The organism is Asticcacaulis aquaticus, assembly GCF_028550415.1.
Lineage (GTDB): Bacteria > Pseudomonadota > Alphaproteobacteria > Caulobacterales > Caulobacteraceae > Asticcacaulis > Asticcacaulis aquaticus.
The window spans coordinates 67,948-87,256 of record NZ_JAQQKX010000008.1 but is presented as its reverse complement, the minus strand read 5'-3'; the positions used below and the strand labels follow the sequence as shown (position 1 = coordinate 87,256).

Here is a 19,309-nt window from a genome sequence, read left to right as displayed (position 1 = left end):
CCCGCGCCTTATATCACGCCTTGAGGAAGGCAGCAAACGCCTGAGCCGCTTCGGCACTGTTGAGACGAGCGCGGAAAATCCCGCCCTCGCGCACGATATGCGCCCACAGGCCGTCGGGGTCGCGCATCAATCCCTTCGCCTGTTTCAGCGCGTCCGGCGACAGGGCGGCCAGCCGTTCGGCGGCCAGTTGCGCCCGGTTGAGCAGGTCGTCGCGCGGCGTCACGGCGTTGCACAGGCCCAGACCGAGTGCCTCCGCCGCCCCGAGCGGCTGCCCGAAAGCCAGCCATTCGAAGGCGCGCGCATGGCCGATACGGGCGGGCAAAAGCTGGCTGGACCCGCCTTCCGGCGTCAGGCCCAGCTTCAGGAACGGCAGGCTGAGACGCGCCTCGTCCGACAGATAGACTAGGTCGCCGTGCAGCAGCATGGTGGTGCCGACGCCGACCGCCTGCCCCTGAACGGCAAAGACCAGAGGCCGCGCGCAATAGGTCAGGGCCTTGAGGAAGCGAAACACCGGCAGGTCCTCTACCGATCCCTCAGACTGCGCCAGCGTCACGAAATCGGCGATATCGTTGCCGGCGCAGAAATCGTCGCCCACCGCGTCGATCAGCACGACCCGGTGGTCGGCGGTCTCGCCCGCGGCCGTCAGGGCGTCGGCCAGGGTCGCGTACATCACCTGGGTCAGGGCGTTCTTCTTGTGCGGGCGGCTGAGTGTCAGCCGCAACACGCCGTTGGCCGCGGAAATAAGCACCGGTTCAGTCATGGATCGTCCCTGCCTTCATATATTTGCCGAATATGTCGCATAGATTCCGCAAGGGCAGGCAAGCGAAGCGGCGTAAAAATTTACGCCCCCATTGCCTTCAATGCGCCACATCCTGTAGAGACACTCGTAACTAAAAAGAGCGGCCTCCACCCAACGTCCAAGGGCCCGAAAAACGGCGCGACACCCGTTCCACAGGTACATCTTCAAGGAAAAAACACCTGATGTCTCTTTCTTCTTTCTTCAAGGGCGTGGCCTTTCTGGCCGCCTTCAGCCTGAGCGCGGGCGCGGCGATGGCCCAGGAGGCCCCCAAGCTCAATGAAAAGCAGCGCGCCAAGGGCATTGCCGATGCCCCGGCCATGATCAAGGGCGCGGGCGTCCCCTGCGATCCGGCCGACGCCTACTATATCGGCGAGTCGACCACCAAGACCGCCGATGGCAAGACCGTCAAGATTCAGGTCGTCGAAGTGACCTGCAAGGCGGGTGGCGGCTACATCCTCGACAAGAACCCGTCCTCGGGTGTGGTCGAGCAGCGTAACTGTACGCAGGCCTTTTCGCAGAACGCCGCCAATACCAAGCAGATCAAATGCGTCCTGCCCGGCAACAAGGAACACTATGCCTGGCTGACGCCGCTGGTGAAGCCGTACGATGCCACCTGTACCGTCGAGAAGGCCCGCTGGCTGGGTCAGATCGCCGAGCAGAAGACCAACCGTTACGAATACGGCTGCCAGGGTTCGGCGGGCGGATTGATCGACGTCCCCTATGCCCCGAACACCAATGCGCCGAACTTCATCAACTGCCTGATTGCCAAGGGCAATTCAGCCTGTAGCTACACCACGGCCGAACAGGCCACTCAGCGCCTTCAGCCGATCGCCAAGCAGGCCAAGGCCAGCTGCGTTGTCGAAAAGGCCCGCTGGCTGGCCCGCGATACCGACAAGAACGCCGACTATTACGAAATCGGCTGTGCCGGTCAGCCCGGCTTCATCGTCCAGACCTCGCCAGCGCTCGTCTATCAGGCAACCTTCGACTGCAGCCAGGCCAAGGCCATCGGCGGCTGCCAGTACACCGACGCGTCGCAGGCTCAGGCCGGTGCCCGTGAGGCCTATGCGAACCGTCTGAAAGTCACCGGTCTGCCCTGCACGGTCAGCGACTACACCGTGCTCGGCGTCGAAAACGCCGGTCTCAAGCGCGAACTGGTCGAATACAAGTGCCCGGAACAGAAGTGGGGCCTCGCCGTTTTCCTGCCGCCCGCGGGCTCGGCCGCCAAGGCCGAGGTGATGGACTGCTTCACCATGGTCGCCCGCCGCCAGACCTGCGGCTACGTGCCGAAGAGCGCGCTGGATCAGCAGATGGACGTCCTGATCAAGGGGGCCAAGAAGGACTGCGACGTTCAGCAGGTCAACTATCTGGGCCGCGGCGACGCCGACAGCGTCCTCGTCGAAATCGCCTGCACCAACAAACGCGGCTATGTCGGCGCGGTATCCAAGTCCCGTGCGGGCTTCGATGACGTCGTCGCTTGTACCATCGCCAAGAACCGCAAATACCCGATCCAGTGCGAAATCCCCGGCAACGGCACCTACGTCCCGCCCGCCGGTGCGACCAACGACTAAGGTCGGATCGACCGGAACTGAAAAAGCCCGCCGGACCACCGGCGGGCTTTTTTTATTTAGAAATTCGCTCCGGATCCTAAACTTTCAGCCTTGAGTCGAGTAGCAGGAGGCTAGCGACGCAGGTACGCTTGTACCTGCTAGCGACGCCGACGCCCTAATCGGCCAAGGATGGAAGTTTACAGGGTTTCCATGAAACGGCAGGCCTCACCCTGCGACGGCAGGACGATTTCGTCATCGCGCATGACGATCTTGCCGCGCACGATGGTCGCCTTGGGCCATCCTTGGGCCTCGAAGCCATCGAACGGCGTCCAGCCGCAGCGTGAGCGCATCTGGTCGTGGGTGATGACGCGCTTGTGGTTCAGATCGACTAGGGTGATGTCGGCATCATAGCCCTCGGCCATACGCCCCTTGCCGGCCAGACCGAAGACGCGCTGCGCCCCGGCCGAGGTCAGGTCGACCAGACGCTCCAGCGACAGCTTGCCATTGGCCACGTGGGTCAGCATGACCGGCAGAAGGGTCTGCACCCCCGGCATGCCCGACGGCGACGCGGGATAGAGTTTCGCCTTTTCCTCGATGGTATGCGGGGCGTGGTCCGACCCCAGCACGTCGGCAATGCCGCCATTGATGCCGTGCCACAAGCCGTCGACATGGTACTGATCGCGGATCGGCGGGTTCATCTGGGCATAGCCCTTGAGACGCTGATAGGCCTCGGGTGCCACCAGAGTCAGGTGCTGCGGCGTGATCTCGACGGTCGCGATGTCCTTGTTCTGCGCCAGAAAATCGATCTCTTCGGCGGTCGTGACGTGCAGGACGTGGATGCGTTTGCCGCATTCGCGCGCCAGCTTGACGAGGCGGTGGGTCGACTGGATCGCCGATTGCGCGTCACGCACAAAGTCGTGGCTGGTCCAGTCGCCTTCGCGGGCCAGGGCCCGGCGTTCGGCCAGACGGTATTCGTCCTCGCTGTGGAAGGTGGCGCGGCGCTTGACGTTTTTCAGGACGTTGAACACGCCCTCGTCGTCGGCGATCAAAAGCGTGCCGGTCGAGGCGCCCATAAAGACCTTGACGCCGCAGCACCCCGGCAGACGCTCCAGCTCGCCCAGTTGCGTGACGTTTTCGTGCGTGCCGCCGACATAGAAGGCGTGGTCGCAGTGCATGCGGTGCCCGGCCCGCTTCAGCTTGTCCTCGAAGGTCGCCACATCGATCGTGTTGGGATTGGTGTTGGGCATTTCGAACACGGCGACAACGCCGCCCAGAATCGCCGCCTGAGAGCCGGTTTCGAGGTCTTCCTTCCATTCGAGACCCGGTTCGCGGAAGTGGACCTGCGTGTCGATGACGCCTGGCATGGCCAGCAGGCCCGTTGCGTCGAACACTTCGCCGGCGTCGGCCTGAGACAGGTCGCCGAAGGCCGCGAACTTGCCGTTGCGGATGCCGATATCGCCGGTGCCGCGTCCGGCATGGTTGATAATGTCGGCGTTGCGGATGATCAGGTCGTAGGTAGGCATGGTAAAACTCCATTCCTCCCCTCTCCCTGAGGGAGAGGGTGGCGCGAAGCGCCGGGTGAGGGGGAAAAGGTCGAAACCGAGGCTTTGTCGGCAGTTCCCCCTCACCCTAACCCTCTCCCTCAGGGAGAGGGGATTAAGCTGGAGTCAATACCGTTCGGACCGCCTCATATACCCTGTTGAGCGACAGGTCGAGCATATGACACATGGCCTGATCAAGATTCGGGTCCATGGCGCGAATTTCTTCGAACCGACGCGGGGTGCGCAGGACGTGGACGTTGCGGCCCAACGGCGCTTCGACCGCATCGTCCGACGGGCCATAGAGCCCGAAACTCGGGACATTGGCGGCGGCGGCCAGATGCAGCCAGATATCGTCGTTGCCGACAAACGCATGACAATGCCGCAGGCAAGCATAGGCCGTCAGCGGATCGAGCTTGCCGGTCAACTCAATAACCCGGGCCTTGGGCGCGGCCATGCGCAGGGCCGTGGCGGCTTCGCGGTCGCCTTCGCCGCCCAGGATCAGCAGCCGCGCGCCTTTCAGCGGCCCCTCTTCGTTCATCAGGCGCGAGGCCAGAACCGAAAAGCGCTCCGCCGGCCATTGCGCCCCCTGCCACGGCGCGCCCGGCGCTATGGCCAGCAGCGGCGTCTGCTCATCGCCGTCGAGGAACATGGCCGCTCCGGCGGCGCGGGCGTCGGACACCTGAAGCCACGGTAGTTCGGGCACTTCGAGTTTTAATAGCCGCGAGGCCAGAACCACCGGATGCTCGTCTTCGTGATAGGGCGAGGCGATGGCACGCGTTTTGGCCAGCAGGAACCGCGACCACAGGCTTGGCCCGGTATCGAGCAGCAGGCCCCACGCCCGCTTGCGCAAGTGCCACCACAGTTTCGCACCGGCCCACGAGGCGACCTCGCCATCGAAGGGCAACACCGTCTCGATCTGAGGATAGTCAGCGAACAAGGGCGCGGACTCGCTACGCGTCACCAGCGTCACCGCGGCGTTCGGCACTTCTTGCAGCAGGCGTGACAGCACCCCACCTAAGGCGAGCGCCTTTTTCGGTGCGTCCAGCGCAATAACCAGAATCGGAAAAGGTCGGCTCATGTTACATACAGTATCCCGAATCTGATTGACCGCCAAATGACTGAACAGCCAGCCCCGCTTATCGCCCTGCCCCATCGCGCTCTGATCGGCCTCACCGGCCCGGACTGGGGCGTTTTTCTGGGCGGTCAGACGACGATCAATGCCGAAGCCATCTTCGCCGACGTCGCCAACGGCACGCATAAGCCCTTATATTATGGCGCGTTTCTCACGCCGCAAGGCAAGCTGTCGGCGGATTTTTTCCTGCACATACGCGGGGCGGAAGAGGTGTGGATCGAAGTGGCCGCTGATCTGCGCGACGACCTGTTCAACCGCCTCAACATGTTCAAGCTGCGCGCCAAGGTCGTCTTGTCGAAGCCCGAAGTAAAGGTGTTCGCCTCGATCGGAGCCGGTGATTTGCCCGATCCGCGCCAGGCGGGCCTGTTCCGGCACTATGGCGACGACACCGCGACCGGTGACATCGCGGACTATATCGACTTCCGACTGACGGCCGGCCTGGCCGATCCGGGGTTCGATTTCCCGAAGGACTATCTCTACCCCATCGATATCAATCTCGATCTGATCGACGCCATCGACTTCAAAAAGGGCTGCTTCGTCGGTCAGGAGACGACCTCACGCATGAAGCGGCGCGGCAAGATCAAGAACCGCCTGATCCCTTTGACCCACACGAGCACCTTTGCGTTCGGGGCCGAGGTCCTGCTGGGCGACAAACGCGCGGGCGAGGTGCTAGCCTCGCGCAACGGGCGCTCGCTGGCCCTGATGCGGCTCGACCGGCTCGATGGCGCGCCCTTGACAGTGGACGAGGAACCGGTCGAACTGTCGGCACCGGCGTGGCTCAGGCCGCATCTGGTGTGGACCGAGTAAAAGCGCTCACGGATCGGGGGATCGATGAAAGCCTTGTTGCTGAAACCCTTACGCCACTATGGCCGCTTTCGCGGGCGATCGGGCCGCGCCGAGTTCTGGGCCTTCGTCGGCACACAGGTCCTGATCTATGCGGTGCTTATCAGTCTTCTCAGCGATTTCGGGGCACGGTTCAAAAGCGGCGAAGTCTTTTCCCACCCGATCCTGTGGGGCCTGTGGCTTTTGCTGCTGACGCCGAACCTGGCCCTCAGCGTGCGGCGCTTGCACGACCTCGATCTGAGCGGCCTGTGGGTTGCGGCGCCGTGGGTCGTGTCGAGTATCGGTGTGGCGGCGTTCAACCTTTTCTTTCGCCCCAAGGGCCCCAACCCCGCTGAGACGCCGCCGTTCGACCTGCTCGGCATCTATACCCTGCTGTCGGTCATGATCGAGGTCATGGCCGGGCTGGTCATGTACGTCGTCCTCCCCTTCATGGCGGCGCAGGTCGTCATGCTGCTGGTCGCCGCCTTGCCCGGCCAATCCGGCCCCAACCGGTATGGCGGGCCGCCGCGTTGATATATCCCTTCGCATAACGCCGTTAACCACGTGTCTTAGCGTCAAATTCAAGGATTTCGCCTAGGGGTAAGGAAAGACCTCCCAGCCACAGGCCGTTCCCATGAACCTGATGTTGCGTCCTTTTGCCCGTTATGCGGACTTCAACGGCCGTGCGCGCCGCGCCGAATTCTGGCTGTTCGGCATCACCCAGATGCTGGTCTATCTGCTGTTCGGCCTGATCCTTTTCATGTCGGTGACCTCCGGCAAGCCCGCCACCGTCGTGCTCGGCTCGCTGATCGCCTTTGGCGGCATGGTGCTGTTCATGGTGGGTTGCATCATCCCCAACTACGCGGTGACCGTCCGCCGCCTGCACGACACTGGCCGCAGCGGCTGGTGGATTCTGCTGTACCTGCCGGGCATTCTCGGCAGCTTCAGCACCTGGGCCGCGGCCATCGCCTATATGCAATCCAGCCGCACCGGCGCACCGGACCCCACGGTTTTCGCGCACGCCCTGCAAGGCTCGATCCTGACGATGGTCGGCTGGGTCGGGCAACTGGTCATGCTGGTCTTCATGCTGTGGCCCGGCACACGGGGCGCCAACCGCTTCGGCAGCGACCCCAAGAATTCCGGCCCCGACATCAGCGTCTTCAACGACGAACGCAACGCCGCCAATACGGCCCGCATCGACGACGCCATTGCCAAAGCCAAGGCCGAAGCCGACGCCGCGCGCCCGCCGCACAAGCCGATCTTCGACTTCGGTCCCGGCTCGTCTGGCCCGATGATCAACACCTATGGCCGCGACCCTGCCCCGGAGCCCGCCAAGCCCGCCCCCGCGCCCTGGCAGACCCCGGCCTACGACCCCGGCGTGCGCCCGTCGAAACCCTTCGGCAAACGTTGAGGCGACATCGGAATCCGTGTATGCCAAAGACATGCCGGATTTCAGCTACGAATCGAACATAGACGGCCTCGTCTGCGGGGTGGACGAAGCCGGGCGCGGCCCCTGCGCCGGCCCTCTGTGCGTGGCCGCCGTCATCCTCGACCCGGCACACATCCCGGCAGGCATCGCCGACTCAAAGAAACTGACCGAAAAGCTGCGCTTCGAGATCGAGCCCGAGATCAAGGCCGCCGCTATCGCCTGGTCGGTGATCGAGATTTCCGCCGCCGAGATCGACGCCCTCAATATCCTCAAGGCGACCCTGATGGGCATGGCACAGGCCGTCGAGGCGCTGGGCGATTTGCCGGTCCACGCCCTGATCGACGGCAACCGCTGCCCGCCGCTGTCCATACCCGCCACCGCCGTCGTCAAGGGCGACGACAAGTGCCTGTCGATTGCTGCGGCTTCGATCCTTGCCAAGACGGCGCGCGATCGCATCATGATCGGGATGGACGGCCTCTATCCGGAGTATGGCTTCAAGGGCCACAAGGGCTATCAGGCCAAAAGCCATATCGAGGCGCTGCGCGTCCACGGCCCCTCGCCGATCCACCGCCTGAGCTGGGCCACCGTCAAGGCCGTACTCAATGGCCCGGAAATCGCGGCGCAATAGAACAAAACGAATCCAAATCTGAGTCCCAAAAGACTCACCGTAAAAAAACGCGCGCGAAGGATTCCTTGCGATTCGAAACTTAAGGAATTGTTTACCGCAAAGGATTCTAACCTGAAGGCTTAAGACCGCAGGCCCAGAAGGGCGGCGGCCAAAGTCCAAGGGGTTTTTATGACACGCCACATGCCGCAGAAAGCCATAGCGCAAAACACTGCCCTCGAACTCGACACCATCCATCTGGGCGAGTGCGTGGATGTCCTCAAATCCCTGCCCGACAAATCGGTCGATCTGGTCTTCGCGGACCCGCCCTATAACCTCCAACTCGGCGGCGATCTGCTGCGTCCGGACAATTCCAAGGTCGACGCCGTCGACGACGCCTGGGATCAGTTCGCCAGCTTCGAAGCCTATGATCGTTTCACGCGTGAGTGGATGCGCGAATGCCAGCGCGTCCTCAAGGATGACGGCGCCATCTGGGTCATCGGCTCATACCACAACGTGTTCCGCCTCGGCGTTGCCTTGCAGGACCTCGGCTTCTGGGTGATGAACGACGTCATCTGGCGCAAGGCCAACCCCATGCCCAACTTCAAGGGCACGCGCTTCACCAACGCCCACGAAACCCTGATCTGGGCGACGAAGAACAAGGGTCAGAAGCGCTATACCTTTAATTACGACGCCCTTAAGGCCTTCAACGAAGACACCCAGATGCGCTCCGACTGGGCCATCCCGCTGTGTACCGGCGAAGAGCGCCTCAAGGACGAGGCCGGCAACAAGGTCCACCCGACCCAGAAGCCCGAAAGCCTGCTCTATCGCGTCCTGCTGGCCTGTTCCAAGCCCGGGCACATCGTGCTCGACCCCTTCTTCGGCACCGGCACCACGGGTGCGGCCGCCAAGCGTCTGGGCCGCCACTTCATCGGTATCGAACGCGATCCGACCTACGCCAAAGCCGCGATGGAACGCATCGAAAAGGTCATCCGCGTCAGCGAATCCGATCTGGCCGTCATGGGCTCCAAGAAGGCAGAACCCCGCGTCCCCTTCGGCGCTCTGGTCGAGGCCGGCCTGCTGCAACCCGGCGACACGCTCTATTGCCCCAAGGGCCTCAAGACCGCCCGCGTCCGCGCCGACGGTTCTCTGGTCCACGGCGAGCTTTCGGGTTCGATCCACAAGCTGGGGGCCATGCTGGAACAGGCCCCGGCCTGCAATGGCTGGACCTACTGGCGCTTCAAATCCGACGCAGGCTTCAAGCCGATCGACGACCTGCGCTCACGCATCCGCCAGCAGGGTCACTAGGGCGCGGCCCTAGAACCCTAACGTACCGCGGCAGGCGGCATCGTCCAAAATGATAACCGAATGAGGCCCGGTGGAAACAGCGGGCCTTGTTCCATGCGACGAAAGTCGTACCCCCAAACGATGGCGCTTGATTTCAGGCCTAACCGCGTGTTTAAACTGTCCCCAAAATATCACCTATAAATCTGGGGAACGTCCATGAAAATGCCCATCCTGCGCCTAGCGGCGCTGGTCCTTACGCTCTTTGCCGGAACGGCGATCCTTTCGCCCGCTCAGGCGCAGGACCGCAAGGCCATGCTGGCCGCCGAAGCCGCCGCCGAAAACGTCAAGGCCGTCAGCAAGCTGGTCGAACAATACGGCCTGCCCTGCGAAGTCACCGAAGCCTCGAAGCCGACGGTCGCCGACGCCACCGTCGATGGCAAGAAGGCCGCCATCGAAATCTTCGAAGTCGTCTGCAAGGACCAGCGCGGCTATATCCTGTACAAGGCCAAGAACGCGCCGTTCGGCAATCCGCAAGGCTGCCTCGAAGCCGCGGCAGTTGCCAAGACCGCCCCCGGCAGCCCGACCTGCAAGCTGAAAGGCAATCGCGCGGCTCACTACTGGCTGGGCGACACGGCGAAGTCCAAGATCCCCAGCTGCGCGCTTTCCGGTGCCCGCTTCATCCGCGCCGACCAGAAGGCCAATACCGAGCTTTATGAGATCGGCTGTAAAAATACCGCCGGTGGCATCTTCGTTGTCCCGACCCATAAGGCCACGGATAAGACCGTCGCCTTCTACAACTGTCTGAAAACCGCCGAAACCGCTCTGAAGTGCGAACTGACCACCCCGGAAGTCGCCCCCCAGACCCTGGCGGCCCTGCTCAAGAAAAACGCACCCGACTGCGTGCTGACCAATGCCCGTTTCGGCGGCGCGACCAAGGATTCCGAATATTACGAAGTCGGCTGTAAGGACAAGGCGGGCTTCGTGCTCGTTACCGACACCGCTGGTGAATTCAAGGGCGCCGTCGGCTGCGACAAGGCCGCGGCGATCGGCGGCTGCAAGTTCACCGACAATGCCGCCCTGGCTGCCGCCGGCAAGGCCAAGGCTGAAGAAGCCAAGGCCAAGTACAAGGACGCCTATGCCGCCGCCCTGACCGCCGGTGGAGTCACCTGCACCATCGAGGACTTCCGCCGCATCGGTCACGACAACGACTCCAAGCGTGATCTAGCCGAATTCAAGTGCGCCGAAGCCCCCAACGGCCTGATCGCCCTGATCCCCGACGCCGGAACGACCGGCAAGCTCGACACCTTCGACTGCTTCGCCGCCGCCACGCAAAAGACCGATTGCACCTACGTCACCAAGGACCAGCTCAAGGCTAACCTGCAAAAGCTGACCGTCGGCCATAAGTCGATCAAGGCCGACTGCGTTATCGGCGAGGCCCGCTACGCCTTCGAAAACAACGGTCAGGTGGTGATGGAAATCGCCTGCGTCAACAAGCGCGGCTATATCGCGGTCCTCAACAAGGCCCGCACCGCCCTGAACCCGGCCGTCCCGTGCCACATCGCCGCCACCAATCCCGGCGTGCCGGAAAAGTGCACGATCGCGGGTAATGGCTCCAATAAGGAAGGTTAAGGGGCTCGCCCCTTAACCCGAAACGTACCGCGGATGCGGGTTCGGCCATTGCGGTTTGAACCTGTCAGCGGATTATACTGATTAGCCCTGCCCTCACCGGCAGGGCTTTTTATTCGAGCGTGTAGCTGAAACCAAATTGTGCCTTTTTACCTACAACGCTTTCCCCGAATTTCGACTGCGTGTCATATCGCCAAGTCTGGAGATATTTCAGCACATTCCTGACATAAGCCTTGTCCGGATAATCTTCGTTCAGGTTATGACAATCCGTCAGATAACCTTCGGCGTTGATTGTGCAGATCACCACAAAGCGTTTGCCGCTGGCTTCCAGATCAATGTGCATAGTCTGACCTTCCAGCAAGTCCGGCGGTGACAGTTGCTCGATAAGAATCAAATCCTCTGTCTTGACGATATCCGGTGATACCGGCAGAGCAGCCGCCAGCCATGCCAATAGCATAAGCATTTCACTTAAACCCCATCTTCAAAGCCTTGCCGAATACCGTCGGCAAGGCTTTTTTGTCGGCCCAAGGTAGGAGTTGATATTGGTTGTGCTGCCGCAGAAAGTCACTCATTTCGACTGCGTTTAATTCAATCCGCCAGACCTGCTGCTTCAGCGCAAAATGCGTAAACACGTGATCGTACGTGCCGATATTCACCCATACCCCCTCTCCCCGTTTACGGGGAGAAGGGAAACTGATCATATCGTCCTCCCAAACCTCGCCCCGCCACTCCAGATGCGGCAAACCCAGCATCCCGCCCAGCAAACCCTTGTCCGGGCGGCGCTCGACGATAAAGCCCGCGTCCGAGACAATCAGAAACGCCACCCCGTAGCGCACAGGCTTAGGGGCCTTGGCCGTCTTTACCGGATAGACCTCCGGATTACCTTCGGCAAAACCCGCGCAGGCTTCACGCAACGGGCACAGCATACATAGCGGCGATTTCGGACGACACACAGCATTGGCTAAATCCATCAGCGCCTGCGGCCAGTCGCGCGCGCGATCATCCCGCACCCAGCGTCCGGCCAGATCACGCAGGACCGGTTTCGCCGCGGGCATCGGGGTTTTGACGGCATATAACCGGCTCATCACACGCTCGATATTGCCATCTACGACATTGGCTGCTTTCGAGAAGGCAAAGCTCATCACCGCCGCCGCCGTATAGGGCCCGAAACTCGGCAAGGTCAGCAAGGCCGTCTCATTCGCCGGAAACACGCCGCCATATTCGCTGACCACCTCCCGTGCGCATTTGAGCAGGTTGCGCGCCCGCGAATAGTAACCAAGCCCCGCCCACTCCGCCATGACGCGCTCATTAGGGGCCGCCGCCAGATCGCGCACCGTCGGCCACAGGGCCATGAATTTTTCGAAATAGGGCAAGGCGTGCGGCACGGTCGTCTGCTGCAACATGACCTCGGACACCCAGATGCGATAGGGATCGCCCTCACCGCCAAGACCCGGACTCTGCCGCCACGGCAGAATCCGCGCATTCGCATCGTACCAATCCAGCATAGACGCCCGCAAAGGCGAGACATCAAGCGCCGTGTCAGTTATAGTCAGCATATGAAAGACAACCTGCCATCCCTCGACGAAGCGGTACGCATCCTGCGCACGACGCGTACGCGCCGGGCGCCGAAACCGCCGCCGCCCGTCAACCGACAGATAGCGCCCCTTTTGAAAACGCTCAATGAGCGATTTGAGGCCTACGATACCGGGGCCGGGCGTCTGAAAAACCGCTGGGCGGAGATCGTCGGCGATACGGTGGCGCGGATCACCGAGCCTCTCAAGGTCGTGCGCGGCAAGCCGGGCAGCAAGACGCCCGGAACCCTTGAACTGCGTGTCGAAGGGGCCTATGCCGCCGTCATCCAGCACCAGAACCGCGTCATTATCGACCGCGTCAACCTGTTCCTTGGGGCGGGCACGGTCGAGCGCCTGCGCCTCGTTCAGGGGCCGATCCAGCGCGCCGCGAAGGCCGCGCCGCCCCCGCCCAAACGCCCGCTGAGCGCCATAGAAGACCTCGGCCTGCAGGAGAGCCTTAAAGACGTCACCGACGACCGGCTCAAACGCGAACTGCTCAAGCTGGGCCGGGCTGTTTTACTCAAGGACAAGAACACAAAGTGACATCTTGCCAAAGACCCTGATCTGGCCTTAGGAAAGAGCCATCACGAACTCGTCGTCCGAGTTCTCACCCCGATATGTCACGAGGCCGCTTCCATGCACCCGACCCGTAAATCTTTCGTCCGGAACACCCTGCTTGCCGCGGCGGCCCTCGCCGCGCTCGCCCTCACGGGGTGCGGCGGCACGGGCGGCAGCGCCGCCAGCGACGAAGACATGACGCTGGGCAAGGCTGATGCCCCGATCACCCTGATCGAATATGCCTCGGTGACCTGCGTCCACTGCGCCGACTTCAACGAGAAGGTGTTTCCGACGGTGAAGAAGGACTATATCGACACCGGCAAGGTCCACTATATCTACCGCGAATTCATCACCGGCCCGGCGGACGTCTCGGCGGCGGGCATTCTGGTCGCGCGCTGCGCCGGCAAGGACAAGTATTTCTCGGTCATCGACGCCATTATGCGCTCGCAGAAGGAAATCTTCACGACGGGCGACGGCAAGGGCGTGCTGAAACGCGTCGCCAGCTCCGCCGGCATGTCCGACGAACAGTTCCAGACCTGTGTCAGCGATGCCAAGGGCCTCGACCGCATCAACAAGAACATCGAAAAGTACGTCAAGGAAGACGACATCACCGGCACCCCGACCCTGATCATCAATGGTGAAAAGTTCACCGGCGACTACACCAAGGTCGAGGAATTCACTGCCGCCCTCAACAACGCCAAGCCCGTCGAAAAGAAGTAAGCCCATGACCGCCACCTCCCCTGTCCGGACGTTCATCGACATGGCCGTCAAGGCGCCGTTCTGGCAGCAGGCGGTGGCGGTCTTCGCCGTGGCCGTGGTCGCAACCACCGCCTTTACCCTGACGGCGGACGCGCAGACAAAAGCCCCGGCCAAGCCGGTGCCCCTGCTTCAGGACGCCAGCAAGGGTCCGGCCAATGCCAAGGTGGTGGTCACCGAATATGCTTCGGTCACCTGCACCCACTGCGCCGCCTGGTACGCCAGTAACTGGGCGAAGTTCGAACGCGACTACGTCAAGACCGGCAAGGTGAAATACGTCTATCGCGAAGTGGCAACCAATCCGGCGCCCATGGCATTTGGCGTCTATATGCTGGGCCACTGCGCCGCCAACAAGGCGAACTGGCTGGGCCAGAAGGGCGGCAAGAAGGCCTATTTCACGGTCATCGACGGCTTCCTGGCGGCGCAATCCAAGGTCTATGAAACCGGCGACGTCCTGCCCGTGCTGAAAGACCTGTCGAAAAAGAGCGGCCTGAGCGAAGGCGAGATGGACGCCTGCGTGAAGAACGAGGCCCTTTACAAGGCCGTCGCCACGCGCATGGAAGCCAATATGACCAAGGACGATGTCGAATCGACCCCGACCTTCTTCGTCAACGGCAAGCGCGTCCCGAGCGACTACGCGTCCATCGAAGCCGCCATAAAGGCCGCGTCGAAATAATGCCTTTTCATACCTCCCCAACTTGTTGGGGAGCCGGGCGGCCGGTGCCGGGGACCGCACGAGCCGACGAAGTCGGTGAGATGTGGTGGTGGGGGTTTTGGCTTTCTTCCGACAGTGACCGTCGAATTTCCGCAAGATGCCCCACCACCACGCCTTTCAAGCGCGGCCCCCTCCCCGGCATAGCCACGGAGGTATGATTTAGCGCGGTTCGCGCACGGTAAAGCCGCGACGGCGTAACTCGCCTATCAGCCGGTCATCCCCCGTCAGGGCGTGCATCGGCAGGATCAGCACGCTGCGCCGCGCTCCGGTCATGGCCTTTTCGATCGTCCCCACCGTATCGGCGACCGAGCGCGCGGTCAGATCGTCGCCCAGAGCGTCGAGACAATCGCCTTTGGGATACTGGTTCAGAATGGGCTTCAGGCGCGCCACATCGCCACCGACCCAGGCGCTGGTCGCGATGGGCACGTTTTTCGTCTGATAGTCTATGGTATCGAGCGAGGCCGTCAGGCAGCGCCGGGCTTCCGCCGCATCGATGCCGTTGACCTGCGACAGCAGAGGCTTGATCTCATAGGTCGCCACGCGCCGCACCTTGACCTTGTGCTTTTTGGCCGTTTTCGTCAGCTGATTGATGACCGACGACGACGAATAGTCGTATTTCTTGCTCACGGCCATCGACAGGCGCAGCCCGGCCCACAGGGGCTTGTCCTTTTCGATATCGGCGGTCTTGATGCCATGGCGGCGCGCGGTCTCGACGAAGCGCGCATATTCGGCCGCCGACACCACGTCCTTCAGCCGCGTCTTGCCCGGCAGGTCCTTGTCCTTCATGACGCTATAGACGACCGATATCCCGCCGACCGCCGCCGGAGGCAGGTACAGGGTTTCGGCATCGCTCAGGATGCGGTCGATGCGCGCGCTGTCCCACGCGGCCTTGCCCTGTATGGTCGTCGTGCCGATGATCCAGACGATCTTGTCGCCCTTCGTCACCCGCCACAGAGCCGGACCGGGCAGGTCTTTGGTCACCGCCACCTCGGTCAAACCCCAGTCTTCCGGGTTGGCCGTGCCCGCCGTTTGCGCACAGGCCGGAACCGCCGCCAGCAGCGACAGGCTGATGATAACCGTTTTAAGCATGAAAGCCCCCCTCTTTGCCGTGGTGATGTAACCCGGCGTGATGGCCGTATTTGGGCAGGATCGAGGCAAGCCACCTTATCCACAGGACGACTTGCCTTATCCGCGCCAAAGGCCTTACAAGCAAGGGTTCAACGCTTTTCACCCTCAGGTCCTCCTTGCAGTTTCAACGGCTGAAACTTTCGGGCTTCAAGTCCTTCGTCGATGCGACCGAATTCCGCATCGAGCCCGGCCTGACGGGGATCGTCGGGCCGAACGGCTGCGGCAAGTCGAACCTGCTGGAGGCCCTGCGCTGGGTCATGGGCGCGACGTCAGCCAAGGCGATGCGCGGCGCGGGCATGGAAGACGTGATCTTCGCCGGATCGGACAAGCGCCCCTCGCGCAACTGGGCCGAGGTGACGCTGACCATCGATAATGCCGCGCGTCTGGCGCCGCAGCCCTTTACCGATCAGCCGGTGCTCGACATCGCCCGACGCATCGACCGCGGTCAGGGCTCGACCTACCGCGTCAATGGCAAGGAGGTGCGCGCTCGCGACGTGCAACTTCTGTTCGCCGACGCCTCGACCGGGGCCAATTCCCCGGCGCTGGTCCGTCAGGGACAGATTTCGGAACTGATCGCCGCCAAGCCGCAGAATCGCCGTCGCGTCCTCGAAGAAGCCGCCGGGGTATCGGGCCTGCACACCCGGCGGCACGAGGCCGAACTGCGCCTGCGCGCTGCTGAGGCCAATATGGCGCGGCTGGACGACATTTCACGCGAACTGGACAGCGCCCTATCGCGCCTGAAACGCGAGGCGCGTCAGGCCGACAAGTACAAGAAAATTTCCGCCGAGATTCGCGCCCTGCAAAAGGCCATCCTGCACGCCAGATGGCTGGAGGCCGTGGCCGTGTTTCAGGCCGCAACCGGCGATATGCAGACCCTGTCGCGCCGCGTCGAGGATACCGCGCGCGCCGCTGCCGCCGCGCAGACCGAGGCCCTGACCGCTGCCGAAAATATCCCGGGCTTACGCGACGAAGAGGCCGTGGCAGCGACCGTCAATCACCGCCTGACGATCGAGAAGGAACGCCTCGACCTCGAAGAAAAGCAGGCCCTGGCCGAGATCGAGCGGTTGAAAGCCGACCTGCGCCGTCAGCAGGCCGACCACGCGCGCGAACTGGAACTGGCCCGCGACGGCGCGTCGCAGATCGAGCGCCTGACCGAAATGCTGGAGCGCGTCCGGGCCGAGATCAAGGACGCCCCCTCGCGTGAACCGGAACTGAAGGCCGCCGTCCTGATGTCGGAAAGCGAGCGTGTCGAGGCCGATCAGCGCATCGAAGAACTGGCTGCCGAACTGGCCGCCCTGACCGAACGGCAACGGCTGGAGGCGACGCGGCTGAAAGAGGCGCAGACGCGATTCGAGCGACTGCTGGCTCAGACAAATCAGGCCGAACGCGAAAAACAGGCGCTTGGGGCCTTCGACCACGCGGCGCTGAAAACCGCGCGCGAAGCGGCAACGGCCTTACAGACGGCGCTTGACGAGGCGCGCGCCGCCGCCGAATCGCTCGAAGGCGAGCGTGTCGGCCACGTCAATGCCGAGGCGCAGGCACGCAAGACCGTGCGCGATATCGAGGACCGTTTGGGGCGGCTGACCGCCGAATCGCGCGGTCTGGCGCAGGTACTGAACGCCAATAGCGGCAAGGCGAAGAGTCCGGTGCTCGATGCCGTCCGCGCCGATAAGGGCTATGAACTGGCGCTCGCCGCCGCCTTAGGCGATGACCTGAACCTCAGCTTGAGCAAACGCGGCGCGCTGGATGCGCTGGCCTTCTGGACCGAGGATTTCGAATCGACGACCGCTATCGACGGTTTGGCCGCGTTAGGGGTCAAACCGCTGGCCGAGGTGGTGAAAGCCCCGCCCGCCCTCGCCTTACGTCTGCAAGCCATCGGCGTCGTGGCGCAAGGTGACGGCGACCGGCTGCAAAGCCAGTTACCTATGGGCGCGCGGCTGGTCTCGGTCGAAGGCGATCTGTGGCGCTGGGACGGGCTGATCGTCCGCGCCAAGGCCCCGAAACCCGCCGCCGTGCGACTGGCGCAACGGACGCGGTTCGAGGAACTGGAAAGCGACATCGATGCGCTCAAGCCGCAACTGACCACGACACAAACCGCCCTGACCGAAGCCGCCAATGCCTTGCGCGGGTTCGAGGACCGCCTGCGTCAGGCGCGGGTCAGATTGCCGGAACTTGAACGCGATTTGCGTACAAAAACCGGGCTGGCCGACGACCTCAGCCGCAAGCAGACCCAATACGAATCGCGTCTCGAAGCGCTCGACGGGACGATCAAACGTCTGCGTGGCGATCTCTCGGAGGCCAAGACGGCCTATGAGGCCCTCGCCGACGAACAATCGACGCCCGAAGCGCAGGACGACCTGAACGACGCGCTCATCGAGGCGCGTAACCACGCCAATGCCAAGCGTCAGGCCGTGCTGGCGGCGCGTTCGGCGCTCGACGAAGACAGCCGCAACCGGCAACAACGCGAAGCCCGCGAGCGCAACCTTGGTCGCGACCTGACCGACTGGACGCGGCGACACGGCGAATCGGGCGGCCGCGTCGACAAGCTGACCCGCGAACAGGAAGCGACGGTCGCCGCACTGGCAAAGGCCGAGGCCGCACCGGAAACCTTTGAGGCCAAACGCCTGACCCTGCTCGATTCGCTGACGCTGGCCGAAACGCGTCTGTCGGCAGCGCGCGACGCCTTGGCGCTTGCCGAAACCACCAAACGCGAGGCGGATGCGGCGGAAAAGGCTCGCGAACACGAGGCGTCGGAGGCCCGCGAACACCGTGCCGGTGCCCTGGCCCGTCTTGAAGCCGCCACCGCCAAGAAGGACGAAATCGAAGCGCAGATTCTTGACCAGACGCAGGACACACCCGACGCGCTGGGCCGCCGCCTGAAGGAAGAGGCCATCGCCACCCCCGCCGATGCCGCCGGTGCCGAGGCGCTGCTGTCGGGGCTTGAGCGCGAGCGCGATCAACTGGGCGCCGTCAACCTGCGCGCCGAGGAAGAAGCGACCGAGTATCAGGACCGTCTGGAAAACATCAGCCGCGAACGCCTCGACCTGACCACCGCCATCGCCCGCCTGCGCGAGGGGATCGACGAACTCAATGCCGAGGGTCGCGAACGGTTGCTGGCGGCGTTCGCGGTGATCAACGAACACTTCAAGACCCTGTTCGTCGCTCTGTTCGGCGGCGGTTCGGCGGAATTAAGATTGGTCGAATCGGACGATCCGCTGGAAGCGGGGCTCGAAATCTATGCCTGTCCGCCGGGCAAGCGCCTGTCAACCATGAGCCTTATGTCGGGTGGCGAGCAGGCCCTGACCGCCACGGCGTTGATTTTCGGGGTCTTTCTGGCCAATCCGGCCCCGGTCTGCGTGCTGGACGAGGTCGATGCGCCGCTCGATGACGCGAATGTCGACCGCTATTGCCGCCTTCTGGCCGAAATGCGCACGCGGACCAATACGCGCTTCATCGCCATCACCCACAATCCGGTGACCATGGCGCGGATGGACCGCCTGTTTGGCGTCACCATGGCCGAGCGCGGCGTCTCGCAACTGGTCAGCGTCGATCTGACGGCGGCGGAAGCTCTGATCACGGTATAACTTTTGCTGGTCGCGATATTGTAGCCGAAAACCGGCAACCACTTTTCGGCATATCGCTCTACAAAAAGGCGATTTTCCGATATAGGGATGCTGCACCGCATAATAAGGCGCAATTAGATCAACTTTCTGTCATCGGATTGCTTGACCTTTCGGGTCTGTCCGATTAGGTTCCGCGCCGTCCGGAGGGGGCTGCGCGTGTCTTGAAAACAG

Annotated in this window: 17 protein-coding genes; 11 read left to right on the top strand and 6 right to left on the bottom strand. The window is 62.9% G+C overall.

Annotation, left to right across the window (positions count from 1 at the left end; all coding sequences use genetic code 11):
• Nucleotides 1-13: 13 nt before the first annotated feature.
• The gene (locus PQU92_RS11035; RefSeq protein ID WP_272748275.1) at nucleotides 14-760 is read right to left on the bottom strand and encodes an enoyl-CoA hydratase-related protein; all 747 of its coding nucleotides are present in this window, start codon (nucleotides 758-760) and stop codon (nucleotides 14-16) included.
• 221 nt (nucleotides 761-981) lie between these two features.
• Between PQU92_RS11035 and PQU92_RS11030 the strand changes: the two genes are divergently transcribed.
• On the top strand, nucleotides 982-2,367 hold the full coding sequence (locus tag PQU92_RS11030; RefSeq protein ID WP_272748274.1) for a hypothetical protein: 1,386 nt from the start codon (nucleotides 982-984) through the stop codon (nucleotides 2,365-2,367).
• Between the two features lie 176 nt (nucleotides 2,368-2,543).
• Here the strand turns inward: PQU92_RS11030 and PQU92_RS11025 are convergent, their stop codons facing one another.
• On the bottom strand, nucleotides 2,544-3,869 hold the full coding sequence (locus tag PQU92_RS11025) for a dihydroorotase (RefSeq protein ID WP_272748273.1): 1,326 nt from the start codon (nucleotides 3,867-3,869) through the stop codon (nucleotides 2,544-2,546).
• A 133-nt stretch (nucleotides 3,870-4,002) separates the two neighbouring features.
• Nucleotides 4,003-4,965, bottom strand: a complete 963-nt coding sequence (locus tag PQU92_RS11020) for a glycosyltransferase family 9 protein (protein ID WP_272748272.1) — start codon at nucleotides 4,963-4,965, stop codon at nucleotides 4,003-4,005.
• A 36-nt stretch (nucleotides 4,966-5,001) separates the two neighbouring features.
• Between PQU92_RS11020 and ygfZ the strand changes: the two genes are divergently transcribed.
• From ygfZ to PQU92_RS10990, 6 genes are all read left to right on the top strand, one after another.
• Nucleotides 5,002-5,826 carry a CAF17-like 4Fe-4S cluster assembly/insertion protein YgfZ gene (gene ygfZ / locus PQU92_RS11015; protein ID WP_272748271.1) on the top strand — a complete coding sequence of 275 codons (825 nt, stop codon included), beginning with the start codon at nucleotides 5,002-5,004 and terminating at the stop codon, nucleotides 5,824-5,826.
• Nucleotides 5,827-5,850: 24 nt separating this feature from the next.
• Entirely contained in the window at nucleotides 5,851-6,375 is a 525-nt protein-coding gene (locus PQU92_RS11010; protein ID WP_272748270.1) for a DUF805 domain-containing protein, read from the top strand.
• A 100-nt stretch (nucleotides 6,376-6,475) separates the two neighbouring features.
• Nucleotides 6,476-7,252: a DUF805 domain-containing protein gene (locus PQU92_RS11005; protein WP_272748269.1), complete on the top strand. Its 777-nt coding sequence runs from the start codon at nucleotides 6,476-6,478 to the stop codon at nucleotides 7,250-7,252.
• 31 nt (nucleotides 7,253-7,283) lie between these two features.
• Nucleotides 7,284-7,898, top strand: coding sequence for a ribonuclease HII (gene rnhB, locus PQU92_RS11000; RefSeq protein ID WP_272748378.1), 615 nt, complete (start codon nucleotides 7,284-7,286; stop codon nucleotides 7,896-7,898).
• A gap of 168 nt (nucleotides 7,899-8,066) precedes the next feature.
• A complete protein-coding gene (locus PQU92_RS10995) occupies nucleotides 8,067-9,182 on the top strand; it encodes a site-specific DNA-methyltransferase (protein ID WP_272748268.1) in 1,116 nt (371 codons plus the stop codon).
• A 195-nt stretch (nucleotides 9,183-9,377) separates the two neighbouring features.
• Nucleotides 9,378-10,790, top strand: coding sequence for a hypothetical protein (locus PQU92_RS10990; protein WP_272748267.1), 1,413 nt, complete (start codon nucleotides 9,378-9,380; stop codon nucleotides 10,788-10,790).
• A 109-nt stretch (nucleotides 10,791-10,899) separates the two neighbouring features.
• On the opposite strand, the gene PQU92_RS10985 is transcribed toward PQU92_RS10990, so the two are convergent.
• On the bottom strand, nucleotides 10,900-11,244 hold the full coding sequence (locus PQU92_RS10985; RefSeq protein ID WP_272748266.1) for a hypothetical protein: 345 nt from the start codon (nucleotides 11,242-11,244) through the stop codon (nucleotides 10,900-10,902).
• 7 nt (nucleotides 11,245-11,251) lie between these two features.
• On the bottom strand, nucleotides 11,252-12,343 hold the full coding sequence (gene mutY / locus PQU92_RS10980; RefSeq protein ID WP_272748265.1) for an A/G-specific adenine glycosylase: 1,092 nt from the start codon (nucleotides 12,341-12,343) through the stop codon (nucleotides 11,252-11,254).
• Here mutY and PQU92_RS10975 point away from each other — a divergent pair, their 5' ends adjacent.
• From PQU92_RS10975 to PQU92_RS10965, 3 genes are all read left to right on the top strand, one after another.
• Entirely contained in the window at nucleotides 12,344-12,901 is a 558-nt protein-coding gene (locus tag PQU92_RS10975) for a DUF721 domain-containing protein (RefSeq protein ID WP_272748264.1), read from the top strand.
• Between the two features lie 93 nt (nucleotides 12,902-12,994).
• Nucleotides 12,995-13,636: a DsbA family protein gene (locus PQU92_RS10970; protein ID WP_272748263.1), complete on the top strand. Its 642-nt coding sequence runs from the start codon at nucleotides 12,995-12,997 to the stop codon at nucleotides 13,634-13,636.
• 4 nt (nucleotides 13,637-13,640) lie between these two features.
• Entirely contained in the window at nucleotides 13,641-14,348 is a 708-nt protein-coding gene (locus PQU92_RS10965) for a thioredoxin domain-containing protein (protein WP_272748262.1), read from the top strand.
• Between the two features lie 198 nt (nucleotides 14,349-14,546).
• Here the strand turns inward: PQU92_RS10965 and PQU92_RS10960 are convergent, their stop codons facing one another.
• Nucleotides 14,547-15,476 (bottom strand): TraB/GumN family protein, encoded by a 930-nt coding sequence (locus tag PQU92_RS10960; protein WP_272748261.1) that lies wholly within the window; start codon nucleotides 15,474-15,476, stop codon nucleotides 14,547-14,549.
• 155 nt (nucleotides 15,477-15,631) lie between these two features.
• Here PQU92_RS10960 and smc point away from each other — a divergent pair, with 155 nt between their 5' ends.
• Complete coding sequence (smc, locus tag PQU92_RS10955; protein WP_272748260.1) at nucleotides 15,632-19,099, top strand: chromosome segregation protein SMC; 3,468 nt, start codon at nucleotides 15,632-15,634, stop codon at nucleotides 19,097-19,099.
• Nucleotides 19,100-19,309 lie beyond the last annotated feature (210 nt).